Annotated in this window: 17 protein-coding genes; all 17 read right to left on the minus strand. The window is 72.1% G+C overall.

The annotated features are described in order from the left end of the window. Window positions 1-3 precede the first annotated feature (3 nt). Entirely contained in the window at window positions 4-855 is an 852-nt protein-coding gene (locus ACFSJS_RS22515; RefSeq protein WP_380903269.1) for a phage distal tail protein, read from the minus strand. Beyond that, window positions 855-3692, minus strand: coding sequence for a phage tail protein (locus tag ACFSJS_RS22520; RefSeq protein WP_380903271.1), 2838 nt, complete (start codon window positions 3690-3692; stop codon window positions 855-857). The genes ACFSJS_RS22515 and ACFSJS_RS22520 overlap by 1 nt, the downstream gene beginning before the upstream one ends. A 24-nt stretch (window positions 3693-3716) precedes the next feature. Beyond that, window positions 3717-3875, minus strand: a complete 159-nt coding sequence (locus ACFSJS_RS22525; protein WP_380903439.1) for a hypothetical protein — start codon at window positions 3873-3875, stop codon at window positions 3717-3719. Then, on the minus strand, window positions 3848-4363 hold the full coding sequence (locus ACFSJS_RS22530; protein WP_380903273.1) for a hypothetical protein: 516 nt from the start codon (window positions 4361-4363) through the stop codon (window positions 3848-3850). Before ACFSJS_RS22530 ends, ACFSJS_RS22525 begins: the two co-directional genes overlap by 28 nt. A gap of 86 nt (window positions 4364-4449) precedes the next feature. Then, the gene (locus ACFSJS_RS22535) at window positions 4450-5028 is read right to left on the minus strand and encodes a major tail protein (RefSeq protein ID WP_380903275.1); all 579 of its coding nucleotides are present in this window, start codon (window positions 5026-5028) and stop codon (window positions 4450-4452) included. Between the two features lie 36 nt (window positions 5029-5064). Next, complete coding sequence (locus ACFSJS_RS22540; RefSeq protein WP_380903277.1) at window positions 5065-5400, minus strand: hypothetical protein; 336 nt, start codon at window positions 5398-5400, stop codon at window positions 5065-5067. After that, window positions 5397-5846 carry a hypothetical protein gene (locus ACFSJS_RS22545; RefSeq protein ID WP_380903279.1) on the minus strand — a complete coding sequence of 150 codons (450 nt, stop codon included), beginning with the start codon at window positions 5844-5846 and terminating at the stop codon, window positions 5397-5399. Before ACFSJS_RS22545 ends, ACFSJS_RS22540 begins: the two co-directional genes overlap by 4 nt. Before the next feature lie 2 nt (window positions 5847-5848). Continuing rightward, complete coding sequence (locus ACFSJS_RS22550; RefSeq protein ID WP_380903281.1) at window positions 5849-6298, minus strand: HK97-gp10 family putative phage morphogenesis protein; 450 nt, start codon at window positions 6296-6298, stop codon at window positions 5849-5851. Further along, window positions 6298-6969 carry a hypothetical protein gene (locus tag ACFSJS_RS22555; RefSeq protein WP_380903283.1) on the minus strand — a complete coding sequence of 224 codons (672 nt, stop codon included), beginning with the start codon at window positions 6967-6969 and terminating at the stop codon, window positions 6298-6300. The genes ACFSJS_RS22550 and ACFSJS_RS22555 overlap by 1 nt, the downstream gene beginning before the upstream one ends. A 6-nt stretch (window positions 6970-6975) precedes the next feature. Continuing rightward, window positions 6976-7269 carry a hypothetical protein gene (locus ACFSJS_RS22560; RefSeq protein ID WP_380903285.1) on the minus strand — a complete coding sequence of 98 codons (294 nt, stop codon included), beginning with the start codon at window positions 7267-7269 and terminating at the stop codon, window positions 6976-6978. Between the two features lie 26 nt (window positions 7270-7295). Next, entirely contained in the window at window positions 7296-8546 is a 1251-nt protein-coding gene (locus ACFSJS_RS22565; protein ID WP_380903287.1) for a phage major capsid protein, read from the minus strand. A gap of 194 nt (window positions 8547-8740) precedes the next feature. Beyond that, window positions 8741-8887 (minus strand): hypothetical protein, encoded by a 147-nt coding sequence (locus ACFSJS_RS22570; RefSeq protein ID WP_380903289.1) that lies wholly within the window; start codon window positions 8885-8887, stop codon window positions 8741-8743. After that, complete coding sequence (locus tag ACFSJS_RS22575) at window positions 8887-9528, minus strand: HK97 family phage prohead protease (RefSeq protein WP_380903291.1); 642 nt, start codon at window positions 9526-9528, stop codon at window positions 8887-8889. Before ACFSJS_RS22575 ends, ACFSJS_RS22570 begins: the two co-directional genes overlap by 1 nt. Continuing rightward, window positions 9525-9869: a hypothetical protein gene (locus tag ACFSJS_RS22580; protein ID WP_380903293.1), complete on the minus strand. Its 345-nt coding sequence runs from the start codon at window positions 9867-9869 to the stop codon at window positions 9525-9527. The genes ACFSJS_RS22575 and ACFSJS_RS22580 overlap by 4 nt, the downstream gene beginning before the upstream one ends. Window positions 9870-9871: 2 nt before the next feature. Further along, a complete protein-coding gene (locus ACFSJS_RS22585) occupies window positions 9872-12145 on the minus strand; it encodes a phage portal protein (protein ID WP_380903295.1) in 2274 nt (757 codons plus the stop codon). 9 nt (window positions 12146-12154) lie between these two features. Beyond that, complete coding sequence (locus ACFSJS_RS22590) at window positions 12155-13504, minus strand: terminase large subunit domain-containing protein (RefSeq protein ID WP_380903297.1); 1350 nt, start codon at window positions 13502-13504, stop codon at window positions 12155-12157. Continuing rightward, the gene (locus ACFSJS_RS22595; RefSeq protein WP_380903299.1) at window positions 13501-13914 is read right to left on the minus strand and encodes a sigma-70 RNA polymerase sigma factor region 4 domain-containing protein; all 414 of its coding nucleotides are present in this window, start codon (window positions 13912-13914) and stop codon (window positions 13501-13503) included. Before ACFSJS_RS22595 ends, ACFSJS_RS22590 begins: the two co-directional genes overlap by 4 nt. Window positions 13915-13963 lie beyond the last annotated feature (49 nt).

A 13963-nucleotide genomic window follows, 5' to 3' on the forward strand; every position in this document is an offset into this window, starting at 1 on the left:
CTTCTACAGGCTGGCGTCTCGCCAGGTGACGGTGAGCAGGGACGGTTGCCCCGGCGAGCCCGGCAGGCTGGAGCCGCGGTAGGCGATCTCGTTCGGGCCGGGCTGGAGGATCGGCCACAGCGACCCGGCGCGGACCCAGGAGCGGCGCGGCGTCGTCCCCTGGAGGAGCACCGCCCGGGAGCGGGTGTCGATCAGCAGGTACTCCCCGGCCTGGAGAGTGGCGTCGATGGTGAGGATCGCGCCCGTGTTGGTCTGCTCGATCGACGGGTCGGCCACGGGTCCATCGATCCGCAGCGTCGGGTAGGTCGGCGCGGCCCCGGCGTTGGCCGCGGTCAGCCTGCCCGCGGATCCGGGGTCGCCGTAGACCCGGTTGAAGACGAGGTTGTAGGAGCGGCCCGCGGCCGGGGAGTAGGCGGTGGTGGAGACGGCGTGCTCCTCCAGCCCGTACAGGTAAGGGTCGGCGCAGTACCACTCCAGCGCCGCGGTGCCGGTGCGCCACAGGCCCTGCGCGTCGTAGGGCAGGGAGCGGCGGCGGACCTTGCCGTAGACGAGGACGCCCCAGTCCAGCAGCTCCAGCGGGGCGGGCTGCCGCTGCGGCTGCGTCGCCGCGCGCAGGGCCACGGTCAGCTCCCGCAGGTGGTCGGGGGTGTCGCCGCGCAGGGAGAGGCCGAGCTGGACGATGCGGGGGCCGGTGTAGTCGGGGCCGGTGTAGTCGCCGTGCGCGCCGGTCCGGGCGAGGTCGTCGGCCCGGATCTCCGGCATGTCGTCGATCCCGGTGACCTCGGACACGTGGTAGCGGGAGCCGGGCCCGAACTCCAGCCCGTCCCAGCGGATGCGGCCGATTCTCTGTCCCATCAGGCCGTCCTTCCCACGAGGCCGCGCCAGGTCAGTGCGCGCAGGATGCCGTCCGGGCTGGCGTCGCCGCCGTACAGGTTGAAGTGGTTCGTCGTGCTCTGGTTGGCGGTGCCCGCGTACACCCCGGCCATGGCCCCCGCGCGGGGCATGGCCATGTCGAGGGGGATGGACATCTGCGGCAGGGTGGCGAGCTGGTTGAGCTGGGCGCGGAGGGCGGGGATGCGGGAGGCGATGCCCTCCTCGAACCCGCGGATGAGCGCGGCACCGGAGTAGGTGGTATAGCCCCGGCCGGAGAAAGGCCCCTTCTTTGCGGGGCTGAAAGGGAAGTAGTCGCGTGCCCTGTTCACGGTGTCCTTGACAGCATCCACCACGTCACCGATCTTGCTCTTGATGCCGTCGACGAAGCCCTGGATCAGAGCCCGGCCGCTGGTCCACAGGCGGGAGCCGAGGTCACCGAGTGCGGACGCCGCCCGCCCCGGCATGCCGCGGACCCTGCTGACGACGTCGTCGATCTTCTCGCGGACGGCAGCGACCATGCGGGCCCCGGCGTCCCGCACCCGCCCGGCGATGTTCCCGGCCAGGCTCGACAGGGCGTTCCACGCGCGGCTGGGGAGCCCGGCGAACCACCACACGATGTCGTTGATCATGTCGGGGATGACGGAGTTCCCCACCAGGTGATCACTGAGCCATTCGAACGCGCCGGACACCTTGTCAACGATCCAGTCGACGGCGTCGATCATCGGCCGGAACTTCTCCTTCGCCGTGCGCATCCACTCCACGATCTTCCGCAGGGCAGGGACGGCGTACTGGGTGACGGCCGTCGCCAGATCATCAGCGCACATCGCGGCGAGCCGGCCGATGATGCCGATCACCGGGGTGATGAGCGGGACCATCCGCTCCAGCGCCTCGCTCATCAGCCGCGCGAAGATCTCGATCAGGGGGGCGACGGCGACCATGAGCCGCGCGAACGACTGGCCCAGGGACACCAGCGACGGGGCGAGCGCCACCAGCAGGTCACCGAGGATCGTGATCACGGTGACGAGGTTGTTGGCCAGCAGGTTCGCGAGCGGTGTGATGATCCCGGGCAGTTCGTCCAGGATCGGTGTCAGGGTGCGCTCCAGGATCTCGGCGAGCGTGCCGACCACCGGGGCCAGCGCCTGGAACACCACGATCAGCGCGTTCAGCAGCGGCTGGAGTGCGGGCAGCAGCGCCGCGACGAGCCTGCCGATGGGCGGGAGCAGCGGCGCGAGCGCGGTCACCAGCACCCCGACCGCCTTGGCGGCGGTGACCAGCAGCGGGCCCAGCTCGTCCAGGACCGGGGCGAGGGCGTCGCCGAGCGCCTCGATGACCGTCTCCACCGGCGGGCCCAGTTGCTCGAAAATCTGCCCGATGATCCGGAGGGCCGTGGCCAGCAGCGGGCCCGCGGTCTGGGCGAGCTGGGCCATCATCCGGAACAGGGCCTGCAACCCGGCCTGCACTTCCGGGCTGGCGAACGCTTCCCGGATGCTGCCGGTGATCTCCTTCAGGGTGTTGAGGAACCCCCCGCCCGACGCCTCAGCCGCGCCGAAGATCTCGCTGACGATCCCGAACACGTTGCCTGCTACGTCAGCGAGGTCCCCGATCAGGCTGATGGCCTGCTCGATCGCGTCCTGCATCGCGCCGGACTCGAACGCCTGCCCCAGCCGGGTGCCGATGTCTGCCGCCGCGCCGCCTGCGGCAGCGGTCAGCCGCTCGAAGGACGGCCCCGCCGCCGCGGCGATCTGCCCCAGGCTGGTGGCGACGGTGCCCGGGACACCCGAGAGGTTGTGCAGACCGGCCGACGCGGACCCCATGGCCTGCCCCAACGTGCCGTCCTTCGCCAGCCCTCGCGCCGCGCTGGCCACACCGCTGGCCATCGCGTTGAGCGCGCCTGCGGTGTCGGTCAGCTCGGCCTTCAAGATCGGCATGACGGCCGTGGCAGTGCGCTCCATCTCCTCGGCCAGCCCCGTGAAGAGGGTGTTCTGCACAGCCTGCTGGAGCTCGCGGAACTGAGGCGCCAGCTCGCGGACCGCGGTGGCGAACGCGCGGGCCTCGGGCGCCAGCTTCTTCAGCGCCTCCTCGAACTCCTCCGCCCTGTCCGGGTCGAGAGCCGCCGTGACGGCGTCCTCCACGCCGGTCATGCCGAGCTGCACCGCGGCCGTAGCCTGCCGCAGCGCGAGTTGCGCCGACACTGCCACGCCAGCAGCCGGGGCGATCTGAGCGACCGCCGCCGCCAGGCCGGCCGCGACCGGCACCGCCGCGCCCAGGGCGGCGCCGAGCGTCCCGATCGAGGCAGCCACACCCCGCAGCGGCCCGGCCATCCCGGCGAGGCGGCCCAGGGTGGCGCCGAGCCGGTCCGCAGGCTCGGTGTCCACCTCCACGTCGATCTCAACGTCGGTGTCGTCTGCCTGCTGGGCTGCCTGCCGCAGGGCCTGGAGGTCGGCGAGCGCGCCGGTGACGGTGGCGCGGACGGTGACGTTGGGGTGCTCGTGGGTGAGCCGGTCGAGGTGGGGTTCCAGCTCCGCCATCCGGCGGAGAGCCTCCTCGATGCTGATGTCTACGCCGATGCGCTGGTCGGCGAGGCTCTGGAGGTCGCCGCGGACCCGCGCAAGGTCCCGATCGAGCTGACTGGAGTTGGCGTCGAGTTCGATCTCGGGGAGGCCAGAGAGGGCGTCGCGGAGGGTGTTCTGCATGCCGCGGCCGACGGCGGCTCCGACGCTGGAGCCCTGCCGGGTGGCGTCCGCGACGATCCCGCTGGTGTTCTGGAGGTTGACCTGGAGGTGACTCACCAGGTTCGGCATGTTGATGTCGTCGGCCACGGCGGGTCACCTCCTCTCGGTGGGTCAGGCGCGGCGCATCCCCGCGAACGCCAGCAGGCTGGCGCCGTCGGCGGGCTGCGGGTCGGGCTGGGGGGACTGGTCGGCGCGGTGGGCGATGCGGTGTTGCTCGGCCAGCGTCATGAGCTGCCGCAGCGTCATGCCCCAGAACTCGTGGGGAGGAATGTGGAGGGCACCGACGGCGAGGTAGTAGCACTCGGCCCAGGGGAAACCGTCGTCGTCGGTGTCCCCGCCTGTCCGTTTCCCTGGCCGTCCCGGGCCTGGTCTTCCAGTGCCTTGCCGAGCGCGGCGGAGAACGCCGAGATGTACTCGGTGAGGCGGCCGGGGTGGAGGAGGTCGGCGAGGTCCGTGCCGTCGGTGCGGCGCCGGTAGACGATGTCCTGCACGCGGCGTTCGCCCTTGGCGTCCTGGTACTCGCGGACGAGGGGTTCGAAGCCGCCGGGGCCGACGCATCCGGCGCCGACCATCTGGAGCAGCGGCCCGAACGCAGGTTTCTTGCCGGTGGCGTCGATGGCGTCCTGCACGGCGGCGACGCTGCCGAAGCGGGCCTCCAGCAGGGCGAGCGCGCGGAAGCTGTAGCGGAGGGGGACGGTCGTGCCGTCGGTGAGGGTGATGGTGCCGCCCTCGGCGAGGAGGTCGAGGCCAGTCGTCATGAGGTTCTCCGATGTCAGTGCCGGGTTTCGGCCTGCCGGACAGAAGAAGGGGGGGCCGGGCGGGCGGGGGTCGCCCGCCCGGGGCGTTACGGGGTGGCGGCGGTCGGGATCGGCACGGCGGTCTCGTTGATCGCGACGGTGAGCCACTTGCCGGTGGAGATGAGCGGCACGGCGCGGGCCTCCATCTCGATCGTGCGGTAGTCCTCCTCCGCCAGACCCATCGACGGGAAGCTGCTCAGCACGCACTTGTGGAGGATGAAGTGCACGTCGCCGCCGATCTGGTCACTGCCGCCGGTCGGGGTCGCGCCCTCCAGCCGGAACGGCAGCGGCTTCGCGCTGCTGCCCAGGTCCCAGGTGGAGGACTGCGCGGGGGTGGTGCCGGCGTCGGTGACGTCGCCGCCCAGCAGCGCGGCCAGCACGTCCAAGCTGAGCTTGGCGTGCGGGAAGGACACGGTGACGTTCGTCAGGAAGCTGTCGGAGTCCAGCAGCCGGTTGTCGCCGCGCAGCTCGCGCGTCTCCATCTCGCCGGAGATCTCCATGCTCTTGATGCCGGGCACGTCGATCCCGGCCCCGTAGGACGGCGTGCCGCCCTCCGGGTCGGCCAGCAGCGGCGCGATCTTCGCGTCGGTGACCGCGTACAGCTTCGTCACTCGGGAGATGGGCATGGCGTGGGTTCCTTCCTGGTGCCGGGATTCGGCCCGCTACACGGAGGGCGCAGAAGAGGTGGGGTCGTCGTTGGGGTGCGGCTCAGGCTCGGGCTCGGGCTCCGCCTCGGGCACGGTCTCCAGCACCGACCCGGGCAGCAGCGCCGCCAGCTCCTCGCTGGGCGTGCCGGCCTCCTGGCGGGGGATGGTGCGGTCCACGACCCACCACGAGTAGCCGGGCTGTCCGGGCTGGGGGTAGACCACGGCGGCGCCGTCGGTGATCTGCACGTCGTCGGCGAGGCGGAGGATGGGGGTGCCGGGCGTCGGGGGCCAGTGGTGCGCGAGCTGCTGGAGGACGTAGTCGCGGGACATGGCCATGTAGAAGGTGTTCACGCGGGGGTCACCTCAGCGGTGAGTAGGGGGCGGTGGATCTCGACCGTGATCGAGGAGCGGACGCGGTTGTCGGCGATGGGGAACCGGTCGAGATCCCGGACCCTCACAGCGGTGACCGGTGTCGGAGCGGCAGGGAGGCGGCAGCCGTGGAGGGCGTGCGCGATGGCCTCCGCGAGGCCGTACCGCTGCGCGTTGCGGGCCACGCGGGGGCTGGCCTTCACGCGGGCCCGCTCGATCAGGTCCACGGTGAGGATCTCCGTGACGGTGATCTCCGCCGCCGGGTCGCCGAAATCGCCAGCCGCGGCCGGGTTGGTGGTGATGCTCTGCTGCTCCACCACGATGAACGGCGGGTCCTGGCCCTCGCGGGGGCCGTCGCGGAAGACCGGCACCCCGAACCCGAGTCCTTCGAGGCGGGCCTTGATGGCGCCCTCGGTCGTCGCGGCCACGGTCACCGCCCCCTGATCTGGGAGAGGTTCTTGCGGAAGAACTGCTCCGTCAGCTCGATCGCGGGCCGCAGGAACGGCCGCGCGGCGGTGCCGGGGTGGTTGACCTTCGCCACCGGATGCGCGGCGCCCGGCCAGTACAGGGCCTTCCGGTTCTTCGGCACGATCACGTGCGGCGCCGTACCGAACTCCACCGCGGCCGCGTAGTTCACGTTCGTACCCACGCTGTAGCTCACCGACCGGCCGCGGTTCTCCATCCGGTGCACGATGCTGGAGCGCAGCCGCCCAGTGTCCACCGGCGCCCGGCGCCTCGCCTCGTTCTGCACGTCCACCGCGGTGCGCTCCACCGCCCGGCGCACGTCGTTGGACATGCGGCCCAGGTAGCGGCGCAGGCCACGCTCGTAGGCGCGGGTATCGACCCGGGCCGACGCGGAGGTGTTGACGTAGCGGGCCATCACACACCCACCACCCGAGAGGACGTGTTGACGTAGTTCACCAGGAGCGCATCCACCTGCGGCGAGCCGGTCGAAGCGCGCGGTGACACCGGCCCGTCATCGGGCTCGGCGTCCTCGATGGCGACGTTGTTGCCCTCGTCGTCCACGTCCAGCCCGGCGTCCGGGGCATCGTCGTCGTCCGGCTGGGCCTCGGCCTGGAGGTGCGCGGCCAGCAGCGCCGTCGCGCGGGCCACCAGCGGCGGCACCTGCGCGTACCCGAACGTGCCCTCCACGCGGACCTGGTCGGCGCCCCACCGGTCCCACAGCCCCGCCCACCCGCCGGAGTAGGACTCCGCCCCGGCCACCAGGTCATCCCAGCCGCCGACCGCCAGGTGCACGGCGTCGATCGCGCCCAGCACCTCCGACGACGTCACTCGGTACGCCGACGGCGGCAGCGCCGGCCCGTCGTCACCGGAGGCGTAGGGCACCACGGCGGTCACCGCCCGGACGCGGCGCGGGAGGATGACCAGTCCCCCCGCGCCGACGTCCGCCACCACCGCCATCACAGTGGGCTCAAACAGCTGACTCGTGTAGGCCGTGATGCGGTCCTGGGCAGCCTCGATCCACGCGGTGACCTCGGTGTCGTCGCCCGTGGTCCCGGCGTCGCGGGCCTGCTCCAGGGTGCAGTACACGGCCGGTCAGCCCTCGCCGCTCTCGTCGTTCTCGGCGGCGTCCAGCTCCCGGCGCACGCCCTCCGTGACGACCTGCCCCTTGGCGACGATCAGGCGGGCGTAGCCGCCCGGGTGGGTGTGCACCACCGGCCCGGTCGGGGCGCCGGTGCCCTGCGCGTCCAGGGCCCGGTAGGCGTCCTGCGGGGCGCGCTGCCCGACCTGCCAGCCCTCCCCGGCGTCGTACTCCTGCGTGCGGACCGTGGCCGCGGGGCGCGTCTCCTCGCTGGTCTGCGTCTCGCTGCTCTGCTTGCGTGTGGCCATGACGAGTACTCCTCAGCTCAGGCGGGTCAGGCGGTGGCCGCAGCGAACGTCACCTGCACGAACGCGGCCGGGGTGTGGACGGCGACGTTGGCGCGGCGCTCGGCGAGGATCACCAGCGTGTTCTCGATGAAGAAGTTGGCGTGACTGTCGGTCATGAGGATCGTGATGCCCTGCCGCTCCCACAGCGTCGCGCCGGTCCGGAACCCGCCGATCAGCGCGGTGCCGGCGGCCATGGCCACGGTGGTGACCACGGTCAGGCCCCACAGCCGGTTCGGGGCGCCCGGGTCCTGCACCGACGTGATCACCCTGAACTGGCCGTTGGCGTCCTCGTCGAGCTGAATGTCCTGCCAGTCCAGCGGGTTCATCACCACGGCGTCCGGCGGGTACATCGCCAGCTCAGCCTGGGTGCGCGCCTTGCGGACGGTGATGAGCTTGGCGTCGGTGGAGCCGACGCCGGGCTGGTAGGTGCCGATCCCGGGAGTGGTGAGGATGCCCTGGACTTCGGTGGTGCCGTTGCCGGTGAGGATCTCCCGGTCGAGCTTGAAGTCGAGCCCGTAGGTGAGGCGGCCGTTGATGTAGCCCATGAGCTGGCCGTTGTCGTCGGCGGCCTGTCGTGTGATGGGCACCCAGTGCGCGATCGTTTTCAGCGTGGTGGTGATCGTGTCGAACGAGAACGGGCCGCTCATGGGCTTCGTCGCGCCCTCGGCCACCACCCGCGCGTGGTTCCACGTGCCGGTGCCGGTGACCGGGCCGGACGTGTCACGCAGGTACTCCAGCGTGGTCCCGTCCGAGGTCTGGCGGTCCAGCAGGTTCGCCACCAGCAGCGGGTAGTCCGGGTTCTGCGGGATGACCCCGGGAACGCGGGTGTTCTGGAGCGGGTAGGTGCCGGTCGTGACCGTGCCGGCGGGGGCGTCGCGGGTCTCCACGGGCTGGGAGAAGTCGACGCCGAACTTGCCGCGCATCCCGCCCGCGCGGAACTGCTCCAGCGCCTTGGACCGGACGAACGCCTCCGCGACGGAAACGGGGTGCTCGCCGCCGCGGTTGTCGGGCTGCATGCCGGGCGTCTCGCGACGCTGCTCCGGGGCCGGGTCGCCGGCGGGGAGCTGCGCAGCCTGGAGGGCGCGGAGGCGGGCGTCGCGCTGCTGGGCCTGCTCGATCTTCGCGGCGATCTCGTCGGCGCGCTGGTACAGCTCGTCCATGTCGCCGTCGTAGTCCGGGTCAGCGAGGAGCCTGGCGATCTCGTCGCGCTCCTCGGCGAGGGTTCGTGCCTGGGGCATCGCGTCCTCCTCGGTCCGTGGGCGGGCTCGCAGCCGCCCATGTCGTCATGGGTGTCTGCGCCCGTCTTTCACGGCCGGTGGGTCGCGCCCGGCGTGCACTGGGCTTTTACGTCCGGTCAGTGCGGCCCGGATGGTGTGGAGGGTAGATCAACCGTTCAGGTGTGTGGGGTGGGGTGGTGATAGTCGCGGGGTGGTCAGCGGCGTCGGCGGCCGCGGGAGCGCAGCGGCAGGGTGCGGTACGGGCGGGAGCGCTCGTTGCGGTGGGCCCACCGGCGGGCGAACGGTTGGCGGGTGGCGAACGCCCACGCCCACTGCTTGCGCGAGCTGAACTTGCGGGCCATCAGGCGCCTCCGATCGTCGTCAAGCGGAGCAGGGCCGCGCGCCGCTGCCGCTCCCGAAGCCGCTCCTCCGCGGCGATCCGCTCCCGCTCCTCGCGCACCCGCTCGTCCAGCGTGGGTGCGTCGGTCGCGGCGTACAGCTCACCGAGCGCGGACCGGACGGTCTTCAGCTTGGAGCCGGGCACGGCCGCCATGCGGGCGGTGATCTGGGACACCTCTACCAGCCGCGCCGAGCGGATGTTCTCCACCGCGTCGCGGTACGCCTCCTCGTCCATCTCGGCGAGCTTGCGCGGGTCGATGTCCGTCCGGACGAACCCCACGCTGAGTTCCGGCGCGCTGCCGGACCGGGCCATGGCGCGGGCGTCCCGGCCGGCCTGGGTGTCGTCGTATCGGCCGGTGATCCACAGGTGGTCGTCGCGTTCCTCGGCCCGGAAGGTGCCGACGGGCCGGGTGGGGTCGTGCATGAAGAGGAGGGCGTAGTCCCGGCGGTCGATGCCGCGCTTGAAGCACCCTGCCTGGAAGGTGGTGCCGTAGGAGTCGCGCTTGCCGTAGCGGCAGGCGAACCCCTCGAACGTGCCGTCCTGATCGTCGCTGACGCGCCACTCGATGTCCTCGAAGCTGCGGAACTCGATCTCAGTCATCATGCGCTCCTCTTCTGCGCCTCACGGGCGGCGTGCTCGGCGTACTGCTGGGCGACCGCGTCCATCAGCGGCCGGTGCGCGGGAGACAGGGCGGGGGCATACCGGTACGTGGCGGTGCCGTCGGTGACGCGGTCGAGCTCGTAGACGATCCGGCCGTGCGCGAAGACCAGCACGCGGGGGAGGTCGCCGTTCGTGTCCGGGCGGACGGCGCCGCGCTGCCCGTCATACGGCCCGCGCCGCACCTCCCGCAGCGGCACCCCGGCCGGCCGGTACGCCTCCCGGTACTGCGGGTACTCGGCGGCCTGGAGCACGCACGGCACCTCACCGCGCAGCAGAGTGGGCATGGTCAGTCCTCCTCGAACTGGAACGTCAAGCTGCACCGGCACTGAATGGATTGCGCGGCCGGGGCCTGCGGGTCAGCCGGCCACCGCGACTGCGTCAGGGTGAACACGCCCTCGATCGGGGCGACCTTCCCGTTGCACGACCGGTGCGTGGCCCGGGTCCGGGCATCGTCGGTCGCCAGCCACGTCTTGCGTGTCGCCCCGGCGGCGACGGCGGACCGGAGCGCCGCGGCGTTGTACCCGCCGACGGTCTCGGTGCGGGCGATCATCGTGGCCCGGTAGTCGCTGAGGTTGGCGAACACCTGCTGGATCCGGGCGCGCAACTCATCCACGCTCTCGCCCTCGGCCACGCCGTGCGCGAGGATCTGCGACCGCAGCACGGCCTCTGTCGTCGCCGTGATCCGGCCCGCGAGTTCCTCCAGCCGTGCGTCCAGCTCGGCCGCCACGTCCGGCTCGTCCAGGTCGAACGAGCCGGTGATCGAGGCGCCGCCCCGGCGCCAGACCCGCTCCACGAACGGCCGCATCAGCTTCTGCGTCCGGGTCCGCCAGTACTTCCCGTCGAACAGGTCCCACACCCGGATGCGCTCCTCCCACCCCGCGGGGCCGTGCGCGACCTCCAGGTCGGTGAGGCAGTCCGCCGTCACGACGTCCGGGTCCGGCACGGCGAGCCGGACCGACTGCTCCCGGGCGAGCGCGCACGCCTGGGCCCGCACCTCGGCCAGCCACGCCGCGGACCGGTTCGGGCGCCGCATCAGCCGATCGAAGTCGCGGAGCACCCGCTCCCGCTGCTCCCGCGCCAGGGCCCGCACGGTGTCCCGGCCGTCGGCCTCCAGCCGCTCGTAGTCGGCGTTGATGTCCTCCAGCGACGGCGACGACGGAGCGGTGACACGGGCGAGCGCCGGGCGCTCCGGCGACGGCGGCACGGCCTGGATCAGCGGCGCCAGAACGGCAGCGACGGCCCGCTGCACGGTCGCCTCCAGCGCTGCCGGGTCGAACCGGGAGCCGGCCGGGGCCTGCGGGGTGGGGTCGTACTGGGCGCGGTACGCCGTCAGGGTCTGACCGCCGATTCCGCCCGGCAGCTCGTCATACCCGACCTCGGCTCGGGCCTCATCGAGGGTGAGAATGTCGGATTCGGCGAGCCGGGTAGTACGAGTGACGACGGCGTCCCGGGACTCTCGCAGGGCGTCCACGCCGGACAGGTCCCATCCGGCCTCTTCGGTGTCGGAGGGCAGCAGCAGCCGGTCCACGTCGCTGGAGATCATCTCCAGCTTCGGGAGGATCGTGTCACTCCAGAGGGTGCTCTTGGCTGCGGCCCGGTTCTCGTAGGTGGTCCCGGCGGCGAGGTAGTCGTGCGGCACGCCGAACGCCATCATGACCTCAGCCGCGTTCGCCATCCGCGACTCCAGGTAGTCCATCTCTTCCGGCGTCAGGCCGAGCCGCGCGTAGGAAATGCCCTTGCCGCCGCTGTCCCCCACACCGCCCGGTGTGGAGCGCACCAGCAGGTGCTTGCCCGCGTTCTCCGGGCCCTGCATGCTGGAGCGCCACGCGGCTTTCGTCGCGATGAACTCCTCGTCGCTCATGTCGCCCAGGTAGACCACGCCGTTGGGCCGGGCACCGTTGGCGTAGGAGGAGCGCTGCCACTCGCGGGCGTAGGCGTCCATGTCGACGGCGTGCCGCGCCGCTTTCCACGGGGCGAGCGCGCCGAGCGGGTCGAACGGGTGCGGGTACCGGAGCCACAGCATCTCCTCGGGCAGGACCGGCACGCGGGCCCCGTCCGCCCGGCGGATCATGAACCCGATGATGTCCGCGACGGTGGGCTGCTGAGCGATCGGCTTGTTCACGATGACGTCCACGTCATCGAACACCGGGTGCACGGCGGTCGGCTCGTCCAGGCCGGTCTCCCCGCGGTCGAGCCACACGAACGACTGCCCTGCGAGTTCGAGCTGCTGGAGCATGATGGACTTGAACGCGCGGGCGCTCATCAAGGGGTTGGGCCGCTTGTTGAACAGCCTCTCGACCGGGTGCCCGGGGATGATCTCCCCGTCCGGGCGGCGCACCACCAACGGCACACTGGAGCCGTTGTCGGCGATCGCCGCCACGCACCGGTACGCCACCGCGCTGTGGGCGTAGCCGCGGGCCTCCGCGTCCAGGTCCAGGGTCAGCGACTGCTGCCCCCCGATGGAGGCGACCGTCACCGGTCGGCGGTCCCGCAGCGCGTCCAGCCCCACCACCGCCCGCCGGCCCATCGCGACGTCCAACACGTCTCGGAAGCGTCCCATCAGGTCTCCTTACGCGACCGCGGCGAGGTTGCCGGCGGACGTGAGCATCAGGTCGGTGAGGGCCCACACGTAGGCGTCGAGCCGGTCGGGGGAGGCGTCGCCCGGCACCCACGACACGAGCTGTTCTTCGAGTTCGGGGAGGCTGCCGACGATGTGCGCGGCCTGCTGCTCAGTGAGGGCGGCGATGGGTTCGGCCCGGGTGGCCTTGCCCCGGGACGCGCGGACGGTGCGGTAGTTCACCGTCGGGTCGAGCTGCCGGACCACCGTGCCGATCCACTCGCCGCCGTTGTTGACCTCCGCGACGATCGCGTCCGCCCGATGCTCGTGGTACGCCTTGATCGCGCGGCGCGCGGCCTCCACCGGCGGCATCCGCCCGGACAGGTCATCGAGCGCGTACCCGTGACGCCGGGCGAACCCCGTGCGGTCGGGGAGGTACTGGGTGCCGAGCCCGGCGACGATGATGCCCATCTCGTCGGCCTCGTCCCCGCTGGTGGCGGCGGGGTCCATGGCGACCACCACGCGGGCCAGCGGCGGGGCCGCGCCGACGCGGGTGCGGTCGAGTCCGTCCCGGGTCCACAGCGCGCCCTCGATGTCCGTGAGCAGCTCCCCGTCCAGCTCCTGCGCGGCGATGCGGGTGCCGGCGTACTTGCGCATCAGGTGCTCGCGCTGCGCGGCAGGGAGGTGGATCGCGTCGCGGGTCCGGCCGCGGGTGACGTGAACGTCGTCGCGCTTCGTCAGCTCGATCAGCTCGGTGCGCGGCTTGGGCGTGGTGGACGCGATGTAGTGGGGGTTCGCCCCGAGGCGGAGACCCATCTCGGAGTGGGTGATCGCGTCGCGGAGGCGCCGCATCGCGGCGGCCTCCTCCATCCACACCAAGCAGCGGTTGCCGCCGGCGCGGAGCCGTTCGACGTCGTCGGGGGTGTGGGCCCCGAACAGCTTGGCCTCGGCGCCGTTGGGCCAGCGGGCGAACGTGCCGCCGGCGGTGGTGCGCAGGACGACCCGCGGGTCGTGCGCCTTCAACCCGGACGGGCCGTTGACGCACGCCTCCACGGCGTCGCCCTGCGTCGGGGCGACGATGGCCATGCGGTGCCCGCCGCGCAGCCGCGGGTCGCACGGTGGGCCGTTGACGTGAGCGACCATGTAGCGGGCGCACCCGTCCGTCTTGCCGGTGCCGCGGCCGCCGAGCTGGAGCCACCAGCCGAGCGTGGGGATCCGGTCCGGGGGGACCTGCCACGGGTACGGCCGCCACCGCCGCCAGCGCTTCTCCCACAGCTTCGCGGCCAACTCCTGCTCCAGTAGCTCCAGCTCAGCAGGGGTGAGGCCGCGCAGTTTCGCGTCGAGGTCGTCCAGCGCGGTCACGAGTCCAGCCCCGCCAGCTCCTCCGCAAGCGCGCGGACGCGGGCGGTCATCTCGTCGGTGACGGTCACGGACGCCTTGACGGGGGCGTACAGGCCCAGCAGCTTCGCCTCATGGTCCATCGCGCGGATCATCGCCTCAGCCGCTTTCGCGTCGCCGGCGCAGACCTTCGGCATGAGCCCGGTGATGATCTCCTGCACGGTGGCGAGCTGCGCACCGACGTACTCGCCGTGGCTCGCGGCGGCGGCGTCGGCCAGCTTCTTCGTGCCGCGCTTCCAGGCGGTGTGGGCTTCCTTCACGTCGCAGCCGAGGCGCTCGGCGATCTGGCGGAAGGTGAGCCGCTCGCGGGTGCGGAGCAGGATCGCTTCGGATTCGCGGGTGGCCGCGATGTCCATTTCCATCTTCGTTGCCACGGTCCGTCACCTCCCTGCTAGGGGGCAGGGTACGGAGATCATGGCTGGT

This window comes from Streptomyces desertarenae (assembly GCF_042681365.1).
GTDB lineage: Bacteria > Actinomycetota > Actinomycetes > Streptomycetales > Streptomycetaceae > Streptomyces > Streptomyces desertarenae.

Coding starts and splice junctions, on each gene's coding strand:
- ACFSJS_RS22570 (WP_380903289.1), bottom strand. CDS start 8,887: ATGGCCCGCAAGTTCAGCTCGCGCAAGCAGTGGGCGTGGGCGTTCGCC.
- ACFSJS_RS22565 (WP_380903287.1), bottom strand. CDS start 8,546: ATGCCCCAGGCACGAACCCTCGCCGAGGAGCGCGACGAGATCGCCAGG.
- ACFSJS_RS22530 (WP_380903273.1), bottom strand. CDS start 4,363: ATGACGACTGGCCTCGACCTCCTCGCCGAGGGCGGCACCATCACCCTC.
- ACFSJS_RS22550 (WP_380903281.1), bottom strand. CDS start 6,298: ATGGCCCGCTACGTCAACACCTCCGCGTCGGCCCGGGTCGATACCCGC.
- ACFSJS_RS22515 (WP_380903269.1), bottom strand. CDS start 855: ATGGGACAGAGAATCGGCCGCATCCGCTGGGACGGGCTGGAGTTCGGG.
- ACFSJS_RS22560 (WP_380903285.1), bottom strand. CDS start 7,269: ATGGCCACACGCAAGCAGAGCAGCGAGACGCAGACCAGCGAGGAGACG.
- ACFSJS_RS22585 (WP_380903295.1), bottom strand. CDS start 12,145: ATGGGACGCTTCCGAGACGTGTTGGACGTCGCGATGGGCCGGCGGGCG.
- ACFSJS_RS22580 (WP_380903293.1), bottom strand. CDS start 9,869: ATGCCCACTCTGCTGCGCGGTGAGGTGCCGTGCGTGCTCCAGGCCGCC.
- ACFSJS_RS22535 (WP_380903275.1), bottom strand. CDS start 5,028: ATGCCCATCTCCCGAGTGACGAAGCTGTACGCGGTCACCGACGCGAAG.
- ACFSJS_RS22575 (WP_380903291.1), bottom strand. CDS start 9,528: ATGATGACTGAGATCGAGTTCCGCAGCTTCGAGGACATCGAGTGGCGC.